The following is a 15,192-nucleotide window of genomic DNA, read 5'->3' on the forward strand; positions in this document are numbered from 1 at the left end:
GACGGCTGGTGCACCACCGCGCCGGTTACCGTCCCAGCGGCAACGTGCAAAACAGCCGGGCGGGAACGGTACTGGAGCGGGTCTATGCCTACGACCTCTCGGGCCAACTGGTGGCGCGGGGCGACACGCTGCGCGGGCGCCAGGACTTCCGCTACGACCCCACGGGCCGCATCCTGGCCGCCCTGCCGGGTGCCGGCAGCCATCAGCCGCGGGAACTGTTCGCCTTCGATCCGGCGGGCAACCTGCTGGATGGCAATGAGGCGCAGGTCGGGCGGCACAACAGCAGCGAAGCCAGGGCCGGCCTGGGCGTCGTGCGTGATAACCGGCTGCGCTTCTACCAGGACCTGCACTTCGAGTACGACGTGCATGGCAATGTGACCAAGCGGACGCGCGGCAACCGACAGGGCGGCAACGCGAGCGTGACGGCACTGCGCTGGAATGCCGATCACCAACTGGTGGAGGCCAGCACCACGCGCCATGGGGTGACGCAGACCACGCGATATGCCTATGACGCGCTGGGGCGGCGGGTGTCCAAGGCGGACTCCTTCGGTGCCACGCACTTCCTGTGGGATGGCGATCTGATGGTGCTCAGCCAGCGGGGAGGCAAAGAGGCACTGTTCGTGTACGAGCCATCCAGCTTCGTGCCGCTGGCCAGCATCCAAGGCACCGAAGAAAACCGGCAGACCTACTGGTACCAGTGCGATCAGATCGGGGCGCCGCTGGAGTTGACGGATGCCCAGGGGCGCATCGCCTGGGCGGCGGATTACAAGGTCTGGGGGGAAGCCACGCTGCGGCCCGTGGCGAGAACGGGGACCGATGACGGCCCTGCCCGTCGCCGTATCGGACATGGGCCGGATGCCGGTTGGAGCGAGGGTGCCAGCGCCCGTTCATCCGCCCCGCCGCCGATCGAGCAACCCTTCCGATTCCAGGGCCAGCAGTTCGATGAGGAAACCGGGCTGCATTACAACCGGTTCAGGTATTACGATCCGGCTGTGGGAAGGTTTGCTAGCCAAGATCCGATTGGATTAATGGGTGGGTCAAATGCATTCGCATATGCGTCAAATCCGCTTGGGTGGATTGATATTTTTGGACTTCAGCGTTGCCCCAAGAGTTCATATCCAACATGGATGAAGCGAAGAACGGGACAAGAACGCCACCATCTAATCCCGCACGAATTAAAAGATCATTCAATATTCTCGATGTCTGGAATGGATATCAACTCAGCGCACAACATGATATACCTACCAAGGGACGACGATGGCTCTGGAAAGGCCACTCATTCGAGATTCAAGCTGGGAGGCTGCCCTCATAATCAATACAACCAAACAATTGAAGACAAACTCAACAAAATGACTGAAGTAGCAAAAAAAGAAAAATGGGATAAATACAGAATTCAAAAAGAGTTGTTAGATTTGCAAAAAAATCTTCGCGCCACTCTTGGTCAAGGTAATTTGCCATGAAAAGTTTGTACAGAATAGCCCCTAATACGCGGACCACGAAACGCCACGTTATTTTTACTGAAGGCGTTCAAAAAAAACTGGAGGAAATAATATGGGAAAATGTAAACGAAAAAAAAATAGACTCTCGCTGGAAGATAACTGGGGCGGCACAAGAAAGCTACAGTGACTCCAACATCGAAGAAATGGATTACATTCCAGCATTTACATCCATTCCTTTATTTTCTCAGAATTTTGTTACGCAATGTGCTTTAGAAATGTCGGCAGATGTGGATTTTATTCCATGCACCATCATTTCAAGAACAAAGAAAAATCATCAGTATTACATTGCGAGAACTAGAAGATTTCTCTCACTTATAAATCACGACGAGACCGATCTAAAGGAGAAAGAGAACTTACTCTCTCCCGTAATTTTTAACAAAATTCAGGATGATTTTTTTCTAGCGCGAGATACGATACAAAAAACGATGCTGATCGCTTCCGAAGAACTAAAAAAAATGTGTGACCGTAAAAAAATTAACATACTATTTTTTGAGGTTAAATACGAAAAAAATAGCGATGCCAATTCTTAAAATTTCATTCGCAAATGGCCAAGCGCGAAAAGAAATAAAGTTACAGCGTAAAGTACGGGAAATCAGGATATCTTGATAAGTTCCCAAAAGACGTCCGTCCCAACACGGCCGCAGCCAAACTCCGGATCGCGCCAATTCAATCGGCAAAAGAATTCGCCGTGTTTTCCCACTTGCGGCTCAGAAGCAATTGCTATCAATTACGAAGCAACCAGACCAATCAGCACTAGGGCATCGTGAAACCTGGCCCTAAAGGCGGAATTGCAACGACCAGCCCTCCGGGACTAACATGGCACCATAGCGCGCAAGATCCGACACAAATTGATTAATTCCTCGGGGCCAACATCGGTCCCCAGGCCCAGTTCAAGAAACACTTCACCCAAACCAACAAGGCGGCTTTAAAAAGCTTAGCTGCAAATAGTCATGAAAAATCTTATCGAACTAAAAGATGCTCTTGCATCAATAGAAAATCAAAACGGCTGGCTTTATTGCAAAAAAAATAAAGAATTAAAAGAAAATTCGGAGGTTTTCTTTTACATAGCCGATTTAAATCTCTCACCAGATGAGGAAAAAGCTGTAAGGCATGGATACTCAACAGAGGGCTTTTACCCCTACCTTACCAAAGAGGACATCGAAGACGTAATAGAGAATTTGAATGAGCAACTAGAAAAGCCCAGCACCAAGGATTACATAAACGCATTAATTTTCTTCCACGAAAATGATGCATTCATAGAATGCATGAAATAATCATATCTTTTATTTTCAATGCAATGACCGCACCAAAGCAAACCCATCGCAGCCATTGGCAGATTGATTTGCACTGGTCGGCACACTCTCCGTTTGCTATTCATTCAATAGCAACCAAGGCAATCAGAACTAAGGCATCAGGCACTTTTCACTCTTTTCTTTGATGTGTGTGATTCCGTTAATTTGCTTCCGCTACTCAATCGATAGCACTCCAAGCAGGCCCTGATTGCGCTGATGGCTTAAAACACCCTCAACCGCCTTCCTGCCGTTTTCCCCCTTTCCTTCCTTTTCAATGGGCACGCACATCTCCAGCGGCGGCGAAAGCGTGATCACGCAGGTGGCCAGCTGCTGCCCGATGGGCGCACGCTGAACTGGCTGTTCTATGGCTCCGGCCATCTGCACCAGATCAACATCGCGCTGCCCGGACAGGAAGGCGCGCACCAGGTCATCGCCGACATGGAGCGCGACTCGCTGCACCGCGAAGTGGAACGCAGCCAGGGGGCGGTCTCCAGCCAATACGAGTACGACCCTGCGGGACGGCTGGTGCACCACCGCGCCGGTTACCGCCCCAGCGGCAACGTGCAAAACAGCCGGGCGGGGACAGTGCTGGAGCGGGTCTATGCCTACGACCTGACAGGCCAACTGGTGGCGCGCGGCGACACGCTGCGCGGGCGCCAGGACTTCCGCTACGACCCCACGGGCCGCATCCTGGCCGCCCTGCCGGGTGCCGGCAGCCACCAGCCTCGCGAGTTATTCGCCTTCGATCCGGCGGGCAACCTGCTGGATGGCAATGAGGCGCAGGTGGGGCGGCACCATGCCGCCGATGGCCGAGGGGGCCTGGGTGTGGTGGGGGACAACCGCCTGCGCTTCTACCAGGACCTGTACTTCGAGTACGACGTGCATGGCAATGTGACCGAGCGCACGCGGGACAACCAGAAGGCGGGGCACCATGAGGTGGTCCAGTTGCGCTGGAATGCCGATCACCAACTGGTCGAGGCCAGCACCACGCGCCATGGGGTGACTCAGACCACGCGGTATGCCTATGACGCGCTGGGGCGGCGGGTGTCCAAGGCGGACTCCTTCGGCACCACGCACTTCCTGTGGGATGGCGATCTGATGGTGCTCAAGGAACGTGGCGGCAACGGGGCGCTGTTCGTGTACGAGCCCGACAGCTTCGTGCCGCTGGCAACGGTGCAAGGGACGCAGGACGACCGCCAGACCTACTGGTATCAGTGCGACCAGATCGGCGCGCCGCTGGAGTTGACCGATGCCCACGGGCACATCGCCTGGGCGGCGGATTACAAGGTGTGGGGGGAAGCCACGTTGCGGCCCGTGGCGAGGACGGGGACCGACGACGGCCCCACCCGCCGCCGCTTGGGGAATGGACCGGGGGTGGGTTGGAGCGACGGTGCCAGCGCCCGGTCATCCGCGCCGCCGCCGATCGAACAACCCTTCCGATTCCAGGGGCAGCAGTTCGATGAGGAAACCGGGCTGCACTACAACCGCTTCCGGTATTACGATCCGGCTGTGGGCAGGTTTGCTAGCCAAGATCCGATTGGTTTGCAAGGCGGAAGCCATCTTTCAATTTACGCACCTAATCCAATCAGTTGGCTTGATCCTTTTGGGCTCTTCGGCAAAGATGCCCTAGCTAAATACAAACACAATCCAGATGGCACGTTAAAAAGTGCCAGTGCCAAAATAAGACCAGAGGATTTAGGAACGGGATCAGCAACCAATGCATCGTCACGAGCTAGAGCCAGAGGGTTTGGCTGCCCCCACGATGATGCAGGCCACCCCATTGGAAACCAACTTGGGGGTGCAGGCGGAGTTAATGAAGTCTTCCCACAAGCCCCAAGTATTAATCACGGCCAATTCAGAGATTTTGAAAATGGTATCGCCAATGCAGTTAAAGCTGGAGATAACGTCATTGTCCGTGTCGTGCCACAGTATTCAGGCTCCACCCGTCCAGACAGCATTCTTTATCAAGCAAGAATAAATGGGAAAACAATTACCCGAAGTTTTGCTAATCCTTGTTGCTGCCCTTAAGAGGAAACCATGAATCCCAAAGAAACAATTGAAAATTATCTAAAAGAAATGCTTAACTGGGAAAAACGCCGCTATTCAAAAACGCGAGATAGCAGCTACAAAGGTGGCGATTTCGAATTCAAAAAGACAGCCGACCAAGAAGCCAGAAATGAGCTGAAAACAATAATAAATAAATTTTTGACAAGCAATGCGAAGCAAACATTAGGACAATCTACCGAGATCACAATGGCAGTCGGAAATCCGCCGATATATGATCAATCCATTACATCAGTAGAAGAGGAAAAAAATGAGGCGAAGATTATTTGCGATTCCAATAACGGAGCACTACTTGGCGCATCCCTCAAGTACACACTCATCATGGAAAATGGAGCGTGGAAAATTAATTCGCTTCACTCAAGCAGGGACAAAAAAAATTGGCGAAAAAATAACGGCCTTTAAAAAGACCCAATGCTTAAAGCAATTTTTCTCTCCAACAACCAAGAAAAAGCAGCGCTAGTTACAAGAGAGGCTTTGTTGCACAAACAGGCTCCATGACGCTGGTAGCGTTGGGGCATGAATGAAAGCCAAGGGCCAAAGACGCGCTACAAGACCACCAACTGGGCTACGTACAACGCGGCGCTCAAGGCCCGAGGGACGCTGACGATCTGGCTGGACAAAGACATGCAGTGGTACGCCTGCGGCAGTGGCAAGCGGGGTCGCCAGCAGACGTTCACGGATGCGGCCATAGAGTTTTGCCTGAGCATCAAATGCTTGTTCGGTCTGGCACGGCGCCAGGGTCTGGGATTGGTGCAAAGCTTGCTGCAACTGGCCGAGCTCGATTGGCGGGTTCCCGACTTCAGCACCATCAGCCGTCGCCAAAAGACGCTGCAGGTGCGGCTGCCTTATCGGCGCAGCAGCACAGCGCTGGATTTGCTGGTGGATAGCACGGGCATAAAGTTTCTGGGGGAAGGGGAATGGAAAAGAAAGAAGCATGGGGCTGAATACCGCAGGCAGTGGCGCAAGGTGCACTTGGGTATCGATGCCCACACGCTGGAGATTCGGGCCATAGAGGTGACGGACAACAGCGTGGGCGACGCACCCATGCTGCCTGAATTGTTGGCCCAGATACCGCCCGATGAGGCGGTCGCCAGCGTTGGAGGGGATGGCGCGTACGACACCAAGGGGTGCCATGCGGCAATAGCCCAAAGGGGGGCGCAGGCGGTGATTCCCCCGCGCAAGAACGCAAAGCCATGGAAAGAGACTTGGGAGGGAGCGTCTGTGCGCAATGAAGCGCTGCGGGCCTGCCAAAAGCTGGGGCGCGGTATCTGGAAGAAATGGAGCGGCTACCACCGAAGAAGCCTAGCGGAGACCAAGATGCACTGCTTCAAACGCCTGGGCGAACGGGTGATGGCACGCACGTTCGAGCGCCAGGTGACTGAATTGCATGTGCGTGTGGCACTGCTCAATCGCTTCACGCAGTTGGGACGCCCTACAACGGTACCTGCGGCTGCTGTGGCGTAGCTGCGTCTGGGGTAGGGGTTATCTCGGCCTGTTTCTGGTTTATGCAACAAAGCCATTCCAATGAGAAACTTCTCACAAATTGCAACGATTTTTCGGAATCTTTGACACCCTTCAAAAACTCACCCCCTTAAAATTTCATTGGGATTTTCTCAATAAAATTAGGGAGGTAATATGGAGAGAATGAATCAAAGGCCCCATGCCATTTCGCGCCGCGTTGCGCTGGCGCTTTGTCTTGCAAATACCAGATTACCCTTCGCAGCCACCGCGAAGGAAGAATTCCCAAACAAGCCGGTTCGTTTGATTTCCCCGTTCCCGGCCGGTGGCTCCACTGACATTCTGGCGCGCCTGCTTTCCAAACACATGTTTCCCGCCAGCGGACAGGCGCTGGTCGTCGAGAATGTGCCCGGCGCTGGCGGTAATGTGGGAGCGGCCCTGGTCGCCCGCTCACCCGCCGATGGCTACACCCTCGAAATCGGTGCCATGTCCACGCATGCGATGAACGGCAGCATCTACAAGAACCTGTCGTTCGATCCCATGAACGATTTCGACACGGTGGCCTTGCTGGCGTATGCGATCAATGCGGTGGCCGTCTCGGCCAGCGTGCCGGTGCGCACCTTCCCGGAACTGCTGGCCTACATCCGCGCCAATCCGGGCAAGGTCAACTATTCGACCGGGGGCATTGGCACCCACAACCACCTCACGGTCGCGCTGCTGGCCAAGACCGCCGGTCTGGACATCGTTCATGTGCCCTACAAAGGCGGTGGCCCTGCCGTGGCGGCATTGGTTCAGGACGAATGCCAGCTGTATGCCGGCGGGGCCTCGCTGCTGCTGCCCCACGCCCAGGCGGGCAAGGTGCGACTCGTCGCCGTGACCGAGAAGACCCGTTCGGAGCTGCTGCCGGACCTTCCCAGCGTTTCGGAAACGCTCAAGGGGTTCGAGGTGACCAACTGGTACGGCGCGTTCGCACCGCGCGGGCTGGAGGCCAGCCGCCGCGCCCTGCTCAACCAGGAGATCCATCGCGTCATCGCGCTGCCAGAAGTGGCCGAGCGGCTCAAGGGACTGGGCATGGTGCATGCCTCCCTGTCGCCGCTGCAAGTGCGCGACGTGCTGCAGGCCGATCACGACCTCTGGTCACGCACCATCCAGTCGCTGCGGATCGCCAGCGAGTGAGGTGCCGCGTTCATGCGGTGGGCATGGGTCACGTCACGATCCTGTCCCGCTCAGCGTTATGAACAGAGCGCCCGTTCCAGGAAACGCATGGGGAGCAGCGCGTGTAGCTCCTGCAATTTTTTATCCATGACGCAAGCTGTTTACCCAAAGATTTACGCCCTCACGCCACGGTTTTATAAAGGGGTCCTGGTGCGCTGGTCTGTCATGCTGGTGCGGCAGGGCCAGCGCTATCAACGCGAGTTCGCGGTCACAGATCACGGCGGCGTAGAAGACGCCAGGGCCGCAGCACTTGTCTACCGCGATGAATTGCTGCGAACCGTCCGCCCCTTGAGCTGGCGGGAGTTCAGCGCCATCGTCCGCAAGAACAACACCTCCGGGGTGCCAGGCGTGTCTCGGAAGGTTGAGCCGGGAGGGGTTCGCTGGTCGGCCACGGTGTATCTGGCCAACGGTAAATCACAGCGCCGATCCTTTGCAGTGAAGAAGTTCGGCGAGGAGCGTGCCAAGGAACTGGCGATCGAGGCCAGGCACCAGATGCTCCAAACCTTGGATGGGTGGATGGTTCGCCATCCTGACGGTGAACCCCGCCGAGGCCATGAACTCCCCGACATGGATCGTTCGGCCATTCCCCGCCTTCGCAAGGACCGCAGCGAGCGGTTGCCAACACCACATTCCCCAGAGCGTCGTGTGTACCGCTATCGGTGGACCCGGACGATGCGCCGCGGCGGGGTGTGGACCGGCGAATACTGGATTGCGGAGTATTCGACGTCCGACGGCAAGGTCCGGCGCAAGTGCTTTTCCGTGGGACGCCATGGCGAGGAGGAGGCCATGCGGCTTGCGCTGGAGCAACGTCGGCAATGGGTGCTGAACCCGCCCCCGCCACAGAACCGGACCCGATAGCGCAAGGCCCGCCAATCGGGAGACCCGCCAGTTCGCTTTGTTGGTACATGGTGGGGGGACCGTGTGTTTGACTGGGTTTTCGGGCGCGATCTCAGCGCCGGGAAGATCGGAACGCACCATGCCGCACCCCCGCCTTGCTCGCTATCGGCGCCCCGCCCTCGCCCTTGTGGCCGGAACGCTGCTGGCTTCCTTGACGCTCTACATCGGGCTTCACCGTGGCGGCTCAGACGAGCGCCGGGTTGCAGAAGACGCGAACAGTGCCGCCCCGCTGGAGGCCAGCGGCGGCCCCTGGGTGCATGGGCCCATGCAGGCGCGGTTCGCGCTCACCCTCTATGCGGACCTCGAGTGCCCGTTTTGCAAGACCTACTATCCGGCACTGAAGGACTGGATCGACCGGCATCCCGACACCCGCCTGCAATGGCACCACCTTCCCTTGCCGACACACGAACCGGCGGCATCGAACCTGGCCGCGCTGGCGGAATGCGTGGGACAGGCCCACGGCCACAGCGGCTATTGGGACGCCGTGGCGTGGATCTACCGCAACACCCGTGGCGGCGGCCAGGGTCTGGAGGACGGCCTGCGCTATCCAGGCACCACGCCTGACGTTCAGGAATGCCTGGACAGCGGCCGGGGCCGCGCCGCCGTTCAGGCGCAAGCGGCTGCAGGGGCGCGCGAGGGCGTGGTCGCCACCCCGACCGTACGGGTGACCGACACCCTTAGCGGGCAGACTTTGCTGCTGCAGGGACAGGTCGAGGGCGACGCGCTGCTGTCGGCCCTGGATTTGATGGGCAGCGGCAATCCGGTTGCCTCGGGCTCCCGATTGTTGGCTGACCCCGCCGCCGATTCGGAGTGAACTGCACGGTGCCATCCGAGGCGTCCGTTGTGCGGGAGTTCACCATGCCCAGTGTTTTTGTTCGGCCAAGTTCAAGCCTGCGGGGAGGTCCGTTGCTCACGGCGGCCATCGCTCTGGCCGGTGCCTTGGCATCGACCTTCGCCCAGGCCGCGGAGGTCAAGGTCTTCACGCTGCAGGCGATCCCTCTGATCGGCGTTTCCCCGGAGGTGGCCGTTGTCCACCTCGATGCGGCCAGCCAGATCGAATCCCGCATCGGCGCCCAACTGCCGGCCGATCCAGCACACGCGCAGGCCATTGCGCGAGAACGCCTGGACCGAGGTGGCGAGGCGTTGCAGCGGGAACTGGCAGCGGCCTACCAGGGCGTGGCCGATGCCTGGAGCCTGGGGATCACCACCCTGCCCGCCGTGGTCGTGGACCGGCGCTACGTCGTCTATGGCGAGCCCGATGTGGCGAAGGCGTCCGCCCGTATCGCGGCCTACCGAAAGGCCCCCCCATGAAACACCGACCTGCATGGCGCGTCGGGATCGTTGCCGCCCTCATGGGCATGGCTTCGACCGCCTTGGCGCTCGACACCGCCACCATCGCCGCGTCCGCACTGTCGCCGGATTGCCTGGAGTACCGGGTGGTGGGCATCTGCTACTGGCTGCGCTGCTCGAAGTCGGGCTGCTCGGTACGCACCTCGGTGAAGGTCCGTCACTACGTGCCGGATGCCGTCGTGTCGAGCTATGCCAACACGGGCGAGAACCCGTGGGTCGAGGTGCGTGCGATGGGCATGCCCAATCCCACCGCAGTCGCGGGCGGCGACGGCACGACCAACCAGAGCAACGAGAACAATCTCTCCAGATTCAAGAACGCCGATGTGATCGGCCATCCGGGCGGATCGCTGTTCGGCCGCTTTGCCAGCGCCTCCGGGTATAGCTGCGAGGGCGCGGGCACGGCCTTCATGCCCTATCTGATCAGCACGCTCGATACCGTGGCCTGGCGCTACAACGTGCCCGAAGCGGTCTATCCCGAAGCACTGATCCCCGGCATGCGGGAGATCGGCGCTCGCACCACCCTCAATCTATGGGGTGCGGTCTATCCGCGGGGCGGCTTCCTGCACCAGACGGACGACCACAAGAGCGGAGCCGTGGTGGCCCAGCGGGCCGGCGATGTCGTCACGCGGCGCGGACAGCCGCATGTCTATCAGCCGATGCTCTCCACGCCGCGCGCCGGCTACTGGCCTGCCGGTGAGCTCATCGAAGGGAATGCCTCCACGGGCAAGTGGCAGGAACTGACCCCTGTCCTGTCGCCCACCTGTGCGGTGTTCCCTCACTCGAATACCCGGGTGCAGGCCCCGCGTGGCGACTACGCCTGGGCGCTGTGGCGCCCCTACAGCTGCTGCCAGCGGCGGGGCCAGGTGTTCCTGGGCAGCGTGGATTTCAACGGTGGAGGCTTGCGGCCATGACGGTTTCTTATTCGACGCGCACGTTCGCCCTGTTCACGGCGATGGCGGTGGCATCTCTGCATGTCGGCGCGGTGGCCCAGAGCGCCGATAAGACCGGCGAGAAGGCTGGCGACAAGGTCAGCGATTACGGCTTGCAGCGCCAGGGCAGCGTGATCGGGGACGATGTGCTCTACAGCATCGGCGGGGGGCGCGCAGTGTCCATGACCAGTGCCGCCCAGATGCGCTCGATCGGGGTCGGGGTCGGCTGGAACAGCAATCTCATTTGCGGCGACATGAACATCGCGACCACGATCCAGAACCAGCTCAATGGGGTCACCAACGGGTTCCAGACCATCATGTCGTCGGTGATCCAGAACGCCAGCAGCGCGGTGGCGTCGCTGCCGGCGCTGATCATCCAGCGTGCCGATCCGGGCCTGTACAACCTCCTGACCAACGGGGTGCTGCAGGCGCGGCTGGATTTCGACCGCTCGAAGGCGACGTGCCGCGGGATCGCGAACCGGATGGCGGACATGGCGGGCGGCCAGTTGGGCTGGGGCCAGCTGGCCGAAGGCATGGCCCTCAAGAAGGCCGTGGCCAGCACCGATGCGGTTTCGGCCATCGACGAGGCGGAACGCCATCGGGGCAAGGACGGCGTGCCCTGGGTGGGCGGGCGCAATGCCGGCGGTGCCGGCCAGGCACCCATCCGGGTGGTCGCGGACGTGACGCGCGCGGGCTACAACCTGATGAACGGGCGCGGGGTCGAGGACACCTCGCCCATCGATGCCGCCGGGTGTGGCAACCGGCTGGCCTGCGAGACCTGGTCGTCTCCGCAAGCGGCGGTCGAATGGGCCACCCGGGTGCTGGGCGAGCAGGAACAGCGCACTTGCGACAGCTGCACCAAGACCCAGACCGTGCCCGGCGTCGGCCTGACGCCCCTCATTCAGGAGGAATACGACACCAAGCTGCAGGTGCTGCAGGAATTGATTGCCGGTCGCCAGCCGACGAGCTTCGAGAACCTGCAAGCCGCGAGCAGCGGCTCGCTGCCCGTGACGCGGGGGGTGATCGAGGCGCTGCGCGACGAACCGGACCAGGACGTTCTGGCCCGGCGACTGGCCTCCGAAGTGGCCTTGGCGAGCGTGCTGGAGAAGGCGTTGCTGCTCCAGCGCACGTTGCTGACCGGGCGGATGGAGCCCAACGTGGCCGCCAACGAACTGGCCCAGCAGGCGGTAGGCCAGGACAGCGACCTTTTGGACCGCGAGATCCGCAATCTCAAGACGGAACTGGAGTTGCGCCGCGAGCTCGCCAACAACGCGCCCATGGCCATCATCCAGCGCCACGGCACGCGTGCAGCGGGATCGCGCGGCATCTATCAGGGCGACCCGACGCGCAACCGGCTCGATCAACTGCAACAGCCACCCCCGCGTGGGGCCACGCCATGATGCCCGCGTGGCTGCGACTGCGCTGGCTGCCGGGTCGGCGGGCCGCAGTGGCGCTGCTGTGGGCGGCGGCAGTGATCGCGGTCGCCGTCGTCGCCAATCTGGTGGGCATCCGGATGCTCGGCAGCATCAGCCAATGGGACCGCTGGCTCCAGGAGCAGGCGGTGTGGTTTTTCGCATGGCGGCTGGCGCTGTATGCGGTGTCCGGCTGGGGATGGGTGTGGATGCGCAGGCGTCTGTGCGCCCGCGAGCCGGACGGCAACGCGCACCAGCGGTTCCTGCGTGCCGAAATCGCCGCGGCCATGGCGCTGGTGGCACTGGAATGCAGCCTGCTGCTGCAGGCACGCTGACACCGGAGGGATCGGCCGATGACGCTCTACACGACGGACTATCTGGAGTATTACCTGACCCTGGTGGGCTGGCTGGTCCACAACGGGATCTGGAACGTGCTGGTCGCCAGCGGCGTGTTCGCGATCCCGTTCCTGACCATCGTGATCCAGGAGTGGCTCAAGGCACGCTCCGAAGGAGCCGACGAGGGCAACAAGGGGGTGTTGAGCGCCCTGCGGATCGAGAACCGGGTGTTCGTGGCGATCGTGGTGGTGCTGTTCGGGGGCATCCCGTTCATCGATGTGGATCTGTCCACGATCCGCTTCGACGCATCGCGCTCCACCCAGTGCCAGACGACGGTGCCCACGCCTGCGCAGACGGGTTGGAGCCAGTCGTTCACGACGCTGAACGACCAGTCGGCGAAGGTGCCGGTGTGGTGGTTCTTCCTGCATTCGATGAGCAAGGCAGTGACGGGCGCGGCGGTGGCGGCGATTCCCTGCGGCACGGATTTGCGGCAGATGCGGATGGAAGTGGATGCCACGCGCATCGACGATCCGGTGCTGGCCCAGGAGGTGGCGGATTTCTCGAAGGATTGCTACGGGCCGGCGCGGGCGCGGTTGTTCATGCAGCGGCCCGATCTGGACGCGGCGCAGGGCAACGAGGTGACCTGGATCGGTTCGCGGTTCTTCGTGGACACGGCGGGGTATTACGACCGCTATCGGTCGCGCACGCCGCGCGAGGCATGGCCCTACGAGGCCGAGCGGGATGCGGGCCTGGCCGAAGTCGCCAGCGGCGGGGGCTACCCGACGTGCCGCCAGTGGTGGTCGGATGGCCAGGTGGGTCTGCGGGCGCGGCTCCTGGCCCAGGTGAGCCCGAGCCTGCTCACGCGTCTGGCCAATTACGCGGGGTTCGTGTCGCGCAGCGAGCTGGACGATTCGGTGATCCGGGCGATTGCGGCACCGCGCCAGCAGAAGCTGAACCAGGGGGAGGTGTACACGGACTATGGCGGGCAGATCGACAAGACGTTCTTCAACGATCTGGCGCGCGGGGCGGGCAACGTGGGGCTGGCCCTGGGTGCGCCGGGCTTCTTCCCGGCGATGGATGTGCTGCGCCAGGCCCTGCCCATGGTGCTGTCGCTGCTCAAGATGGCGCTGGTGATCTGCATCCCGATGGTGCTGGTGATCGGCACCTACGATCTCAAGGTGCTGATGACGAGCAGTTGCGTGTTCTTCGCGCTGTACTTCGTGGATTTCTGGTTCCAGCTGGCACGGTGGATCGACAGCACGATCCTGGATGCGCTCTATGGCTGGGGCTGGGGGTGGAACCGCCCGATGACGAACTTCAATCTCGCGATGGGGCTGGACAATGCGTTCGGCGACATGCTGCTGAACTTCGTGATGGCGACGATGTTCGTCGTGCTGCCGGGGGTTTGGATCACCGCTTTGACTTGGGCGGGCGTTCGCGTCGGTGGTATGGCACAGTACCTGGCGACAGGAGCCAAAGACGCACAGGCAGCAGGGAGCAAAACAGGCGACACATTGGTGAAAACGGTCTTGTAGACGAGGAAGCGCCTAACCATCATCGTCTGGATCGTAAGGATCAATTCGTGATCCATCCCGATGATAGAGGCCGAACCCAAAAATACCATCGCGCAGTTCTGGCGCTTTTTGTTCGTCGTCAGAGCTTCCGGCACTCCAAGCAACCGCAACGAGGCATCCAAGCAGCAAAGCGAGCCAGAAGGATAGGTAGGCGATGCCGCCAACCGTCAGTAACCTCAGCATCCAAACCACCGCCCTGGTGCCACCGGCTGGAATGCCATGTTCAACCAACCATATTGCTGCCCCATGCTCTTTGCGGGCATAGCTGCGCCAGGCATGAGACACACCTCTGCCCAGCCGGTAGGTCCATCCAAAAGTGTGTGACTGCGTGGTCATGGTCATCCTCCTTCGCCGTCCGAACCGTCAGCTTCCCCACGGATTGATCACCTGGATGCCACAGTCCAGGAAGTCCTTGACGTTGCGTGTCGCCAAACTGGCTCCCCGCGATTTTGTGATTGCCGCGATCATGGCGTCAAACTGGCTGATAGGCCTTCCTGCCGCTTTGCGTGATGCGGAGATTTCCGCATAGGCATCAGCGGCATCGTCGTCGAAGCCGAGGATCTGACCAGCCATGTCCGTGACGAAAATTCCTTTGACGGCCTCCAACAAAGCCGTCTTTCGTTGCCCATCCGGCAATACCTGCACACCATAGAGTAGTTCTGCACGCGATATGGTGGTCGTGAAGAGTGCAGAGCGGCGCTGCCGGTCGAGCCAGGCCATAGGCACATCTTCCGGAGCCGCCCGCAGAGTCTCCGACAGGACGTTGGTATCGAGAACGATCATGCGCCGAACTCTGGCGGCACGCGGATGGCTTCACGTGCTGGCAATTCTATTTCCACACCTCCGAGAGCCTCCACACGTGCCCTGATGGCTTGCACCAGAGAAGGCGCGCGTTCCGGCTCCTTGGACAGAGCGGCACGCAGGATGTCCCGGGCTTCTTCCTCCATGGAGCGGCCATGGATGGCGGCCTGGATACGGAGCCGTCCCTTGAGCTGCTCATCGATGTTCCGAATGGTCATCGTTGTCATCATTGCATCACCTCGTTAGTCAATGACTGCAATTTAGTCGTTGATTGAAATGAACGCAACCGGCTGACGTGTTCGAGACCAGTTCGTGGGTTGACCGCAAGCCGCTTTCTTCAAAGATTTGCACGGGACGACGCGATA

The 15,192-nt window shown here is 60.1% G+C and carries 17 protein-coding genes and 1 pseudogene; 14 read left to right on the plus strand and 4 right to left on the minus strand.

Annotated features, from left to right (window positions below; all coding sequences use genetic code 11):
• From AVKW3434_RS21995 to AVKW3434_RS22005, 3 genes are all read left to right on the plus strand, one after another.
• Window positions 1–1,460 (plus strand): RHS repeat-associated core domain-containing protein (locus tag AVKW3434_RS21995; protein WP_284407511.1); only part of this gene is annotated, 1,460 nt, incomplete at its 5' end.
• Window positions 1,457–2,029, plus strand: coding sequence for a hypothetical protein (locus tag AVKW3434_RS22000; RefSeq protein WP_284407512.1), 573 nt, complete (start codon window positions 1,457–1,459; stop codon window positions 2,027–2,029). The genes AVKW3434_RS21995 and AVKW3434_RS22000, both read left to right, overlap by 4 nt.
• Window positions 2,030–2,449: 420 nt before the next feature.
• A complete protein-coding gene (locus AVKW3434_RS22005; protein ID WP_284407513.1) occupies window positions 2,450–2,773 on the plus strand; it encodes a DUF7716 domain-containing protein in 324 nt (107 codons plus the stop codon).
• A gap of 192 nt (window positions 2,774–2,965) precedes the next feature.
• Here AVKW3434_RS22005 and AVKW3434_RS22010 read toward each other — a convergent pair whose 3' ends face one another.
• Window positions 2,966–3,214, minus strand: coding sequence for a hypothetical protein (locus AVKW3434_RS22010; RefSeq protein ID WP_284407514.1), 249 nt, complete (start codon window positions 3,212–3,214; stop codon window positions 2,966–2,968).
• A 15-nt stretch (window positions 3,215–3,229) separates the two neighbouring features.
• Here AVKW3434_RS22010 and AVKW3434_RS22015 point away from each other — a divergent pair, with 15 nt between their 5' ends.
• From AVKW3434_RS22015 to AVKW3434_RS22065, 11 genes and pseudogenes are all read left to right on the plus strand, one after another.
• The gene (locus AVKW3434_RS22015; protein WP_284407515.1) at window positions 3,230–4,819 is read left to right on the plus strand and encodes an RHS repeat-associated core domain-containing protein; all 1,590 of its coding nucleotides are present in this window, start codon (window positions 3,230–3,232) and stop codon (window positions 4,817–4,819) included.
• Window positions 4,820–4,828: 9 nt separating this feature from the next.
• On the plus strand, window positions 4,829–5,257 hold the full coding sequence (locus tag AVKW3434_RS22020; RefSeq protein ID WP_284407516.1) for an NTF2 fold immunity protein: 429 nt from the start codon (window positions 4,829–4,831) through the stop codon (window positions 5,255–5,257).
• Window positions 5,258–5,371: 114 nt separating this feature from the next.
• Window positions 5,372–6,319 (plus strand): IS5 family transposase, encoded by a 948-nt coding sequence (locus tag AVKW3434_RS22025; RefSeq protein ID WP_284407517.1) that lies wholly within the window; start codon window positions 5,372–5,374, stop codon window positions 6,317–6,319.
• 180 nt (window positions 6,320–6,499) lie between these two features.
• The gene (locus AVKW3434_RS22030) at window positions 6,500–7,489 is read left to right on the plus strand and encodes a Bug family tripartite tricarboxylate transporter substrate binding protein (protein ID WP_284407518.1); all 990 of its coding nucleotides are present in this window, start codon (window positions 6,500–6,502) and stop codon (window positions 7,487–7,489) included.
• A gap of 126 nt (window positions 7,490–7,615) precedes the next feature.
• Entirely contained in the window at window positions 7,616–8,386 is a 771-nt protein-coding gene (locus AVKW3434_RS22035; protein WP_284407519.1) for an AP2/ERF family transcription factor, read from the plus strand.
• Window positions 8,387–8,576: 190 nt separating this feature from the next.
• Window positions 8,577–9,239, plus strand: coding sequence for a DsbA family protein (locus AVKW3434_RS22040; protein ID WP_284407520.1), 663 nt, complete (start codon window positions 8,577–8,579; stop codon window positions 9,237–9,239).
• Window positions 9,240–9,283: 44 nt separating this feature from the next.
• On the plus strand, window positions 9,284–9,736 hold the full coding sequence (locus AVKW3434_RS22045) for a TIGR03757 family integrating conjugative element protein (protein WP_284407521.1): 453 nt from the start codon (window positions 9,284–9,286) through the stop codon (window positions 9,734–9,736).
• 65 nt (window positions 9,737–9,801) lie between these two features.
• Window positions 9,802–10,686, plus strand: a pseudogene (locus tag AVKW3434_RS22050) (TIGR03756 family integrating conjugative element protein); the annotation flags it as partial.
• Window positions 10,683–12,104 carry an integrating conjugative element protein gene (locus tag AVKW3434_RS22055; protein WP_284407523.1) on the plus strand — a complete coding sequence of 474 codons (1,422 nt, stop codon included), beginning with the start codon at window positions 10,683–10,685 and terminating at the stop codon, window positions 12,102–12,104. The pseudogene AVKW3434_RS22050 and the gene AVKW3434_RS22055, both read left to right, overlap by 4 nt.
• Window positions 12,101–12,451 (plus strand): hypothetical protein, encoded by a 351-nt coding sequence (locus AVKW3434_RS22060; RefSeq protein ID WP_284407524.1) that lies wholly within the window; start codon window positions 12,101–12,103, stop codon window positions 12,449–12,451. Before AVKW3434_RS22055 ends, AVKW3434_RS22060 begins: the two co-directional genes overlap by 4 nt.
• An 18-nt stretch (window positions 12,452–12,469) precedes the next feature.
• A complete protein-coding gene (locus AVKW3434_RS22065) occupies window positions 12,470–13,987 on the plus strand; it encodes a conjugal transfer protein TraG N-terminal domain-containing protein (RefSeq protein WP_284407525.1) in 1,518 nt (505 codons plus the stop codon).
• A gap of 12 nt (window positions 13,988–13,999) precedes the next feature.
• Here AVKW3434_RS22065 and AVKW3434_RS22070 read toward each other — a convergent pair whose 3' ends face one another.
• Genes AVKW3434_RS22070 through AVKW3434_RS22080 form a run of 3 tightly spaced genes read right to left on the minus strand, consistent with a single transcriptional unit; the run spans window position 14,000 to window position 15,054 of the window.
• Window positions 14,000–14,362 (minus strand): DUF3742 family protein, encoded by a 363-nt coding sequence (locus AVKW3434_RS22070; RefSeq protein ID WP_284407526.1) that lies wholly within the window; start codon window positions 14,360–14,362, stop codon window positions 14,000–14,002.
• Between the two features lie 27 nt (window positions 14,363–14,389).
• Entirely contained in the window at window positions 14,390–14,809 is a 420-nt protein-coding gene (locus AVKW3434_RS22075; protein WP_284407527.1) for a type II toxin-antitoxin system VapC family toxin, read from the minus strand.
• A complete protein-coding gene (locus AVKW3434_RS22080) occupies window positions 14,806–15,054 on the minus strand; it encodes a FitA-like ribbon-helix-helix domain-containing protein (protein ID WP_284407528.1) in 249 nt (82 codons plus the stop codon). Before AVKW3434_RS22080 ends, AVKW3434_RS22075 begins: the two co-directional genes overlap by 4 nt.
• Window positions 15,055–15,192: the final 138 nt, after the last annotated feature.

This window comes from Acidovorax sp. SUPP3434 (genome assembly GCF_030159015.1).
Classification (GTDB): domain Bacteria; phylum Pseudomonadota; class Gammaproteobacteria; order Burkholderiales; family Burkholderiaceae_C; genus Paracidovorax.

Coding starts and splice junctions, on each gene's coding strand:
- AVKW3434_RS22025 (WP_284407517.1), top strand. CDS start 5,372: ATGAATGAAAGCCAAGGGCCAAAGACGCGCTACAAGACCACCAACTGG.
- AVKW3434_RS22070 (WP_284407526.1), bottom strand. CDS start 14,362: ATGACCACGCAGTCACACACTTTTGGATGGACCTACCGGCTGGGCAGA.
- AVKW3434_RS22075 (WP_284407527.1), bottom strand. CDS start 14,809: ATGATCGTTCTCGATACCAACGTCCTGTCGGAGACTCTGCGGGCGGCT.
- AVKW3434_RS22000 (WP_284407512.1), top strand. CDS start 1,457: ATGAAAAGTTTGTACAGAATAGCCCCTAATACGCGGACCACGAAACGC.
- AVKW3434_RS22020 (WP_284407516.1), top strand. CDS start 4,829: ATGAATCCCAAAGAAACAATTGAAAATTATCTAAAAGAAATGCTTAAC.
- AVKW3434_RS22030 (WP_284407518.1), top strand. CDS start 6,500: ATGAATCAAAGGCCCCATGCCATTTCGCGCCGCGTTGCGCTGGCGCTT.
- AVKW3434_RS22055 (WP_284407523.1), top strand. CDS start 10,683: ATGACGGTTTCTTATTCGACGCGCACGTTCGCCCTGTTCACGGCGATG.
- AVKW3434_RS22015 (WP_284407515.1), top strand. CDS start 3,230: ATGGAGCGCGACTCGCTGCACCGCGAAGTGGAACGCAGCCAGGGGGCG.
- AVKW3434_RS22045 (WP_284407521.1), top strand. CDS start 9,284: ATGCCCAGTGTTTTTGTTCGGCCAAGTTCAAGCCTGCGGGGAGGTCCG.
- AVKW3434_RS22005 (WP_284407513.1), top strand. CDS start 2,450: ATGAAAAATCTTATCGAACTAAAAGATGCTCTTGCATCAATAGAAAAT.
- AVKW3434_RS22065 (WP_284407525.1), top strand. CDS start 12,470: ATGACGCTCTACACGACGGACTATCTGGAGTATTACCTGACCCTGGTG.
- AVKW3434_RS22060 (WP_284407524.1), top strand. CDS start 12,101: ATGATGCCCGCGTGGCTGCGACTGCGCTGGCTGCCGGGTCGGCGGGCC.
- AVKW3434_RS22035 (WP_284407519.1), top strand. CDS start 7,616: ATGACGCAAGCTGTTTACCCAAAGATTTACGCCCTCACGCCACGGTTT.
- AVKW3434_RS22080 (WP_284407528.1), bottom strand. CDS start 15,054: ATGACAACGATGACCATTCGGAACATCGATGAGCAGCTCAAGGGACGG.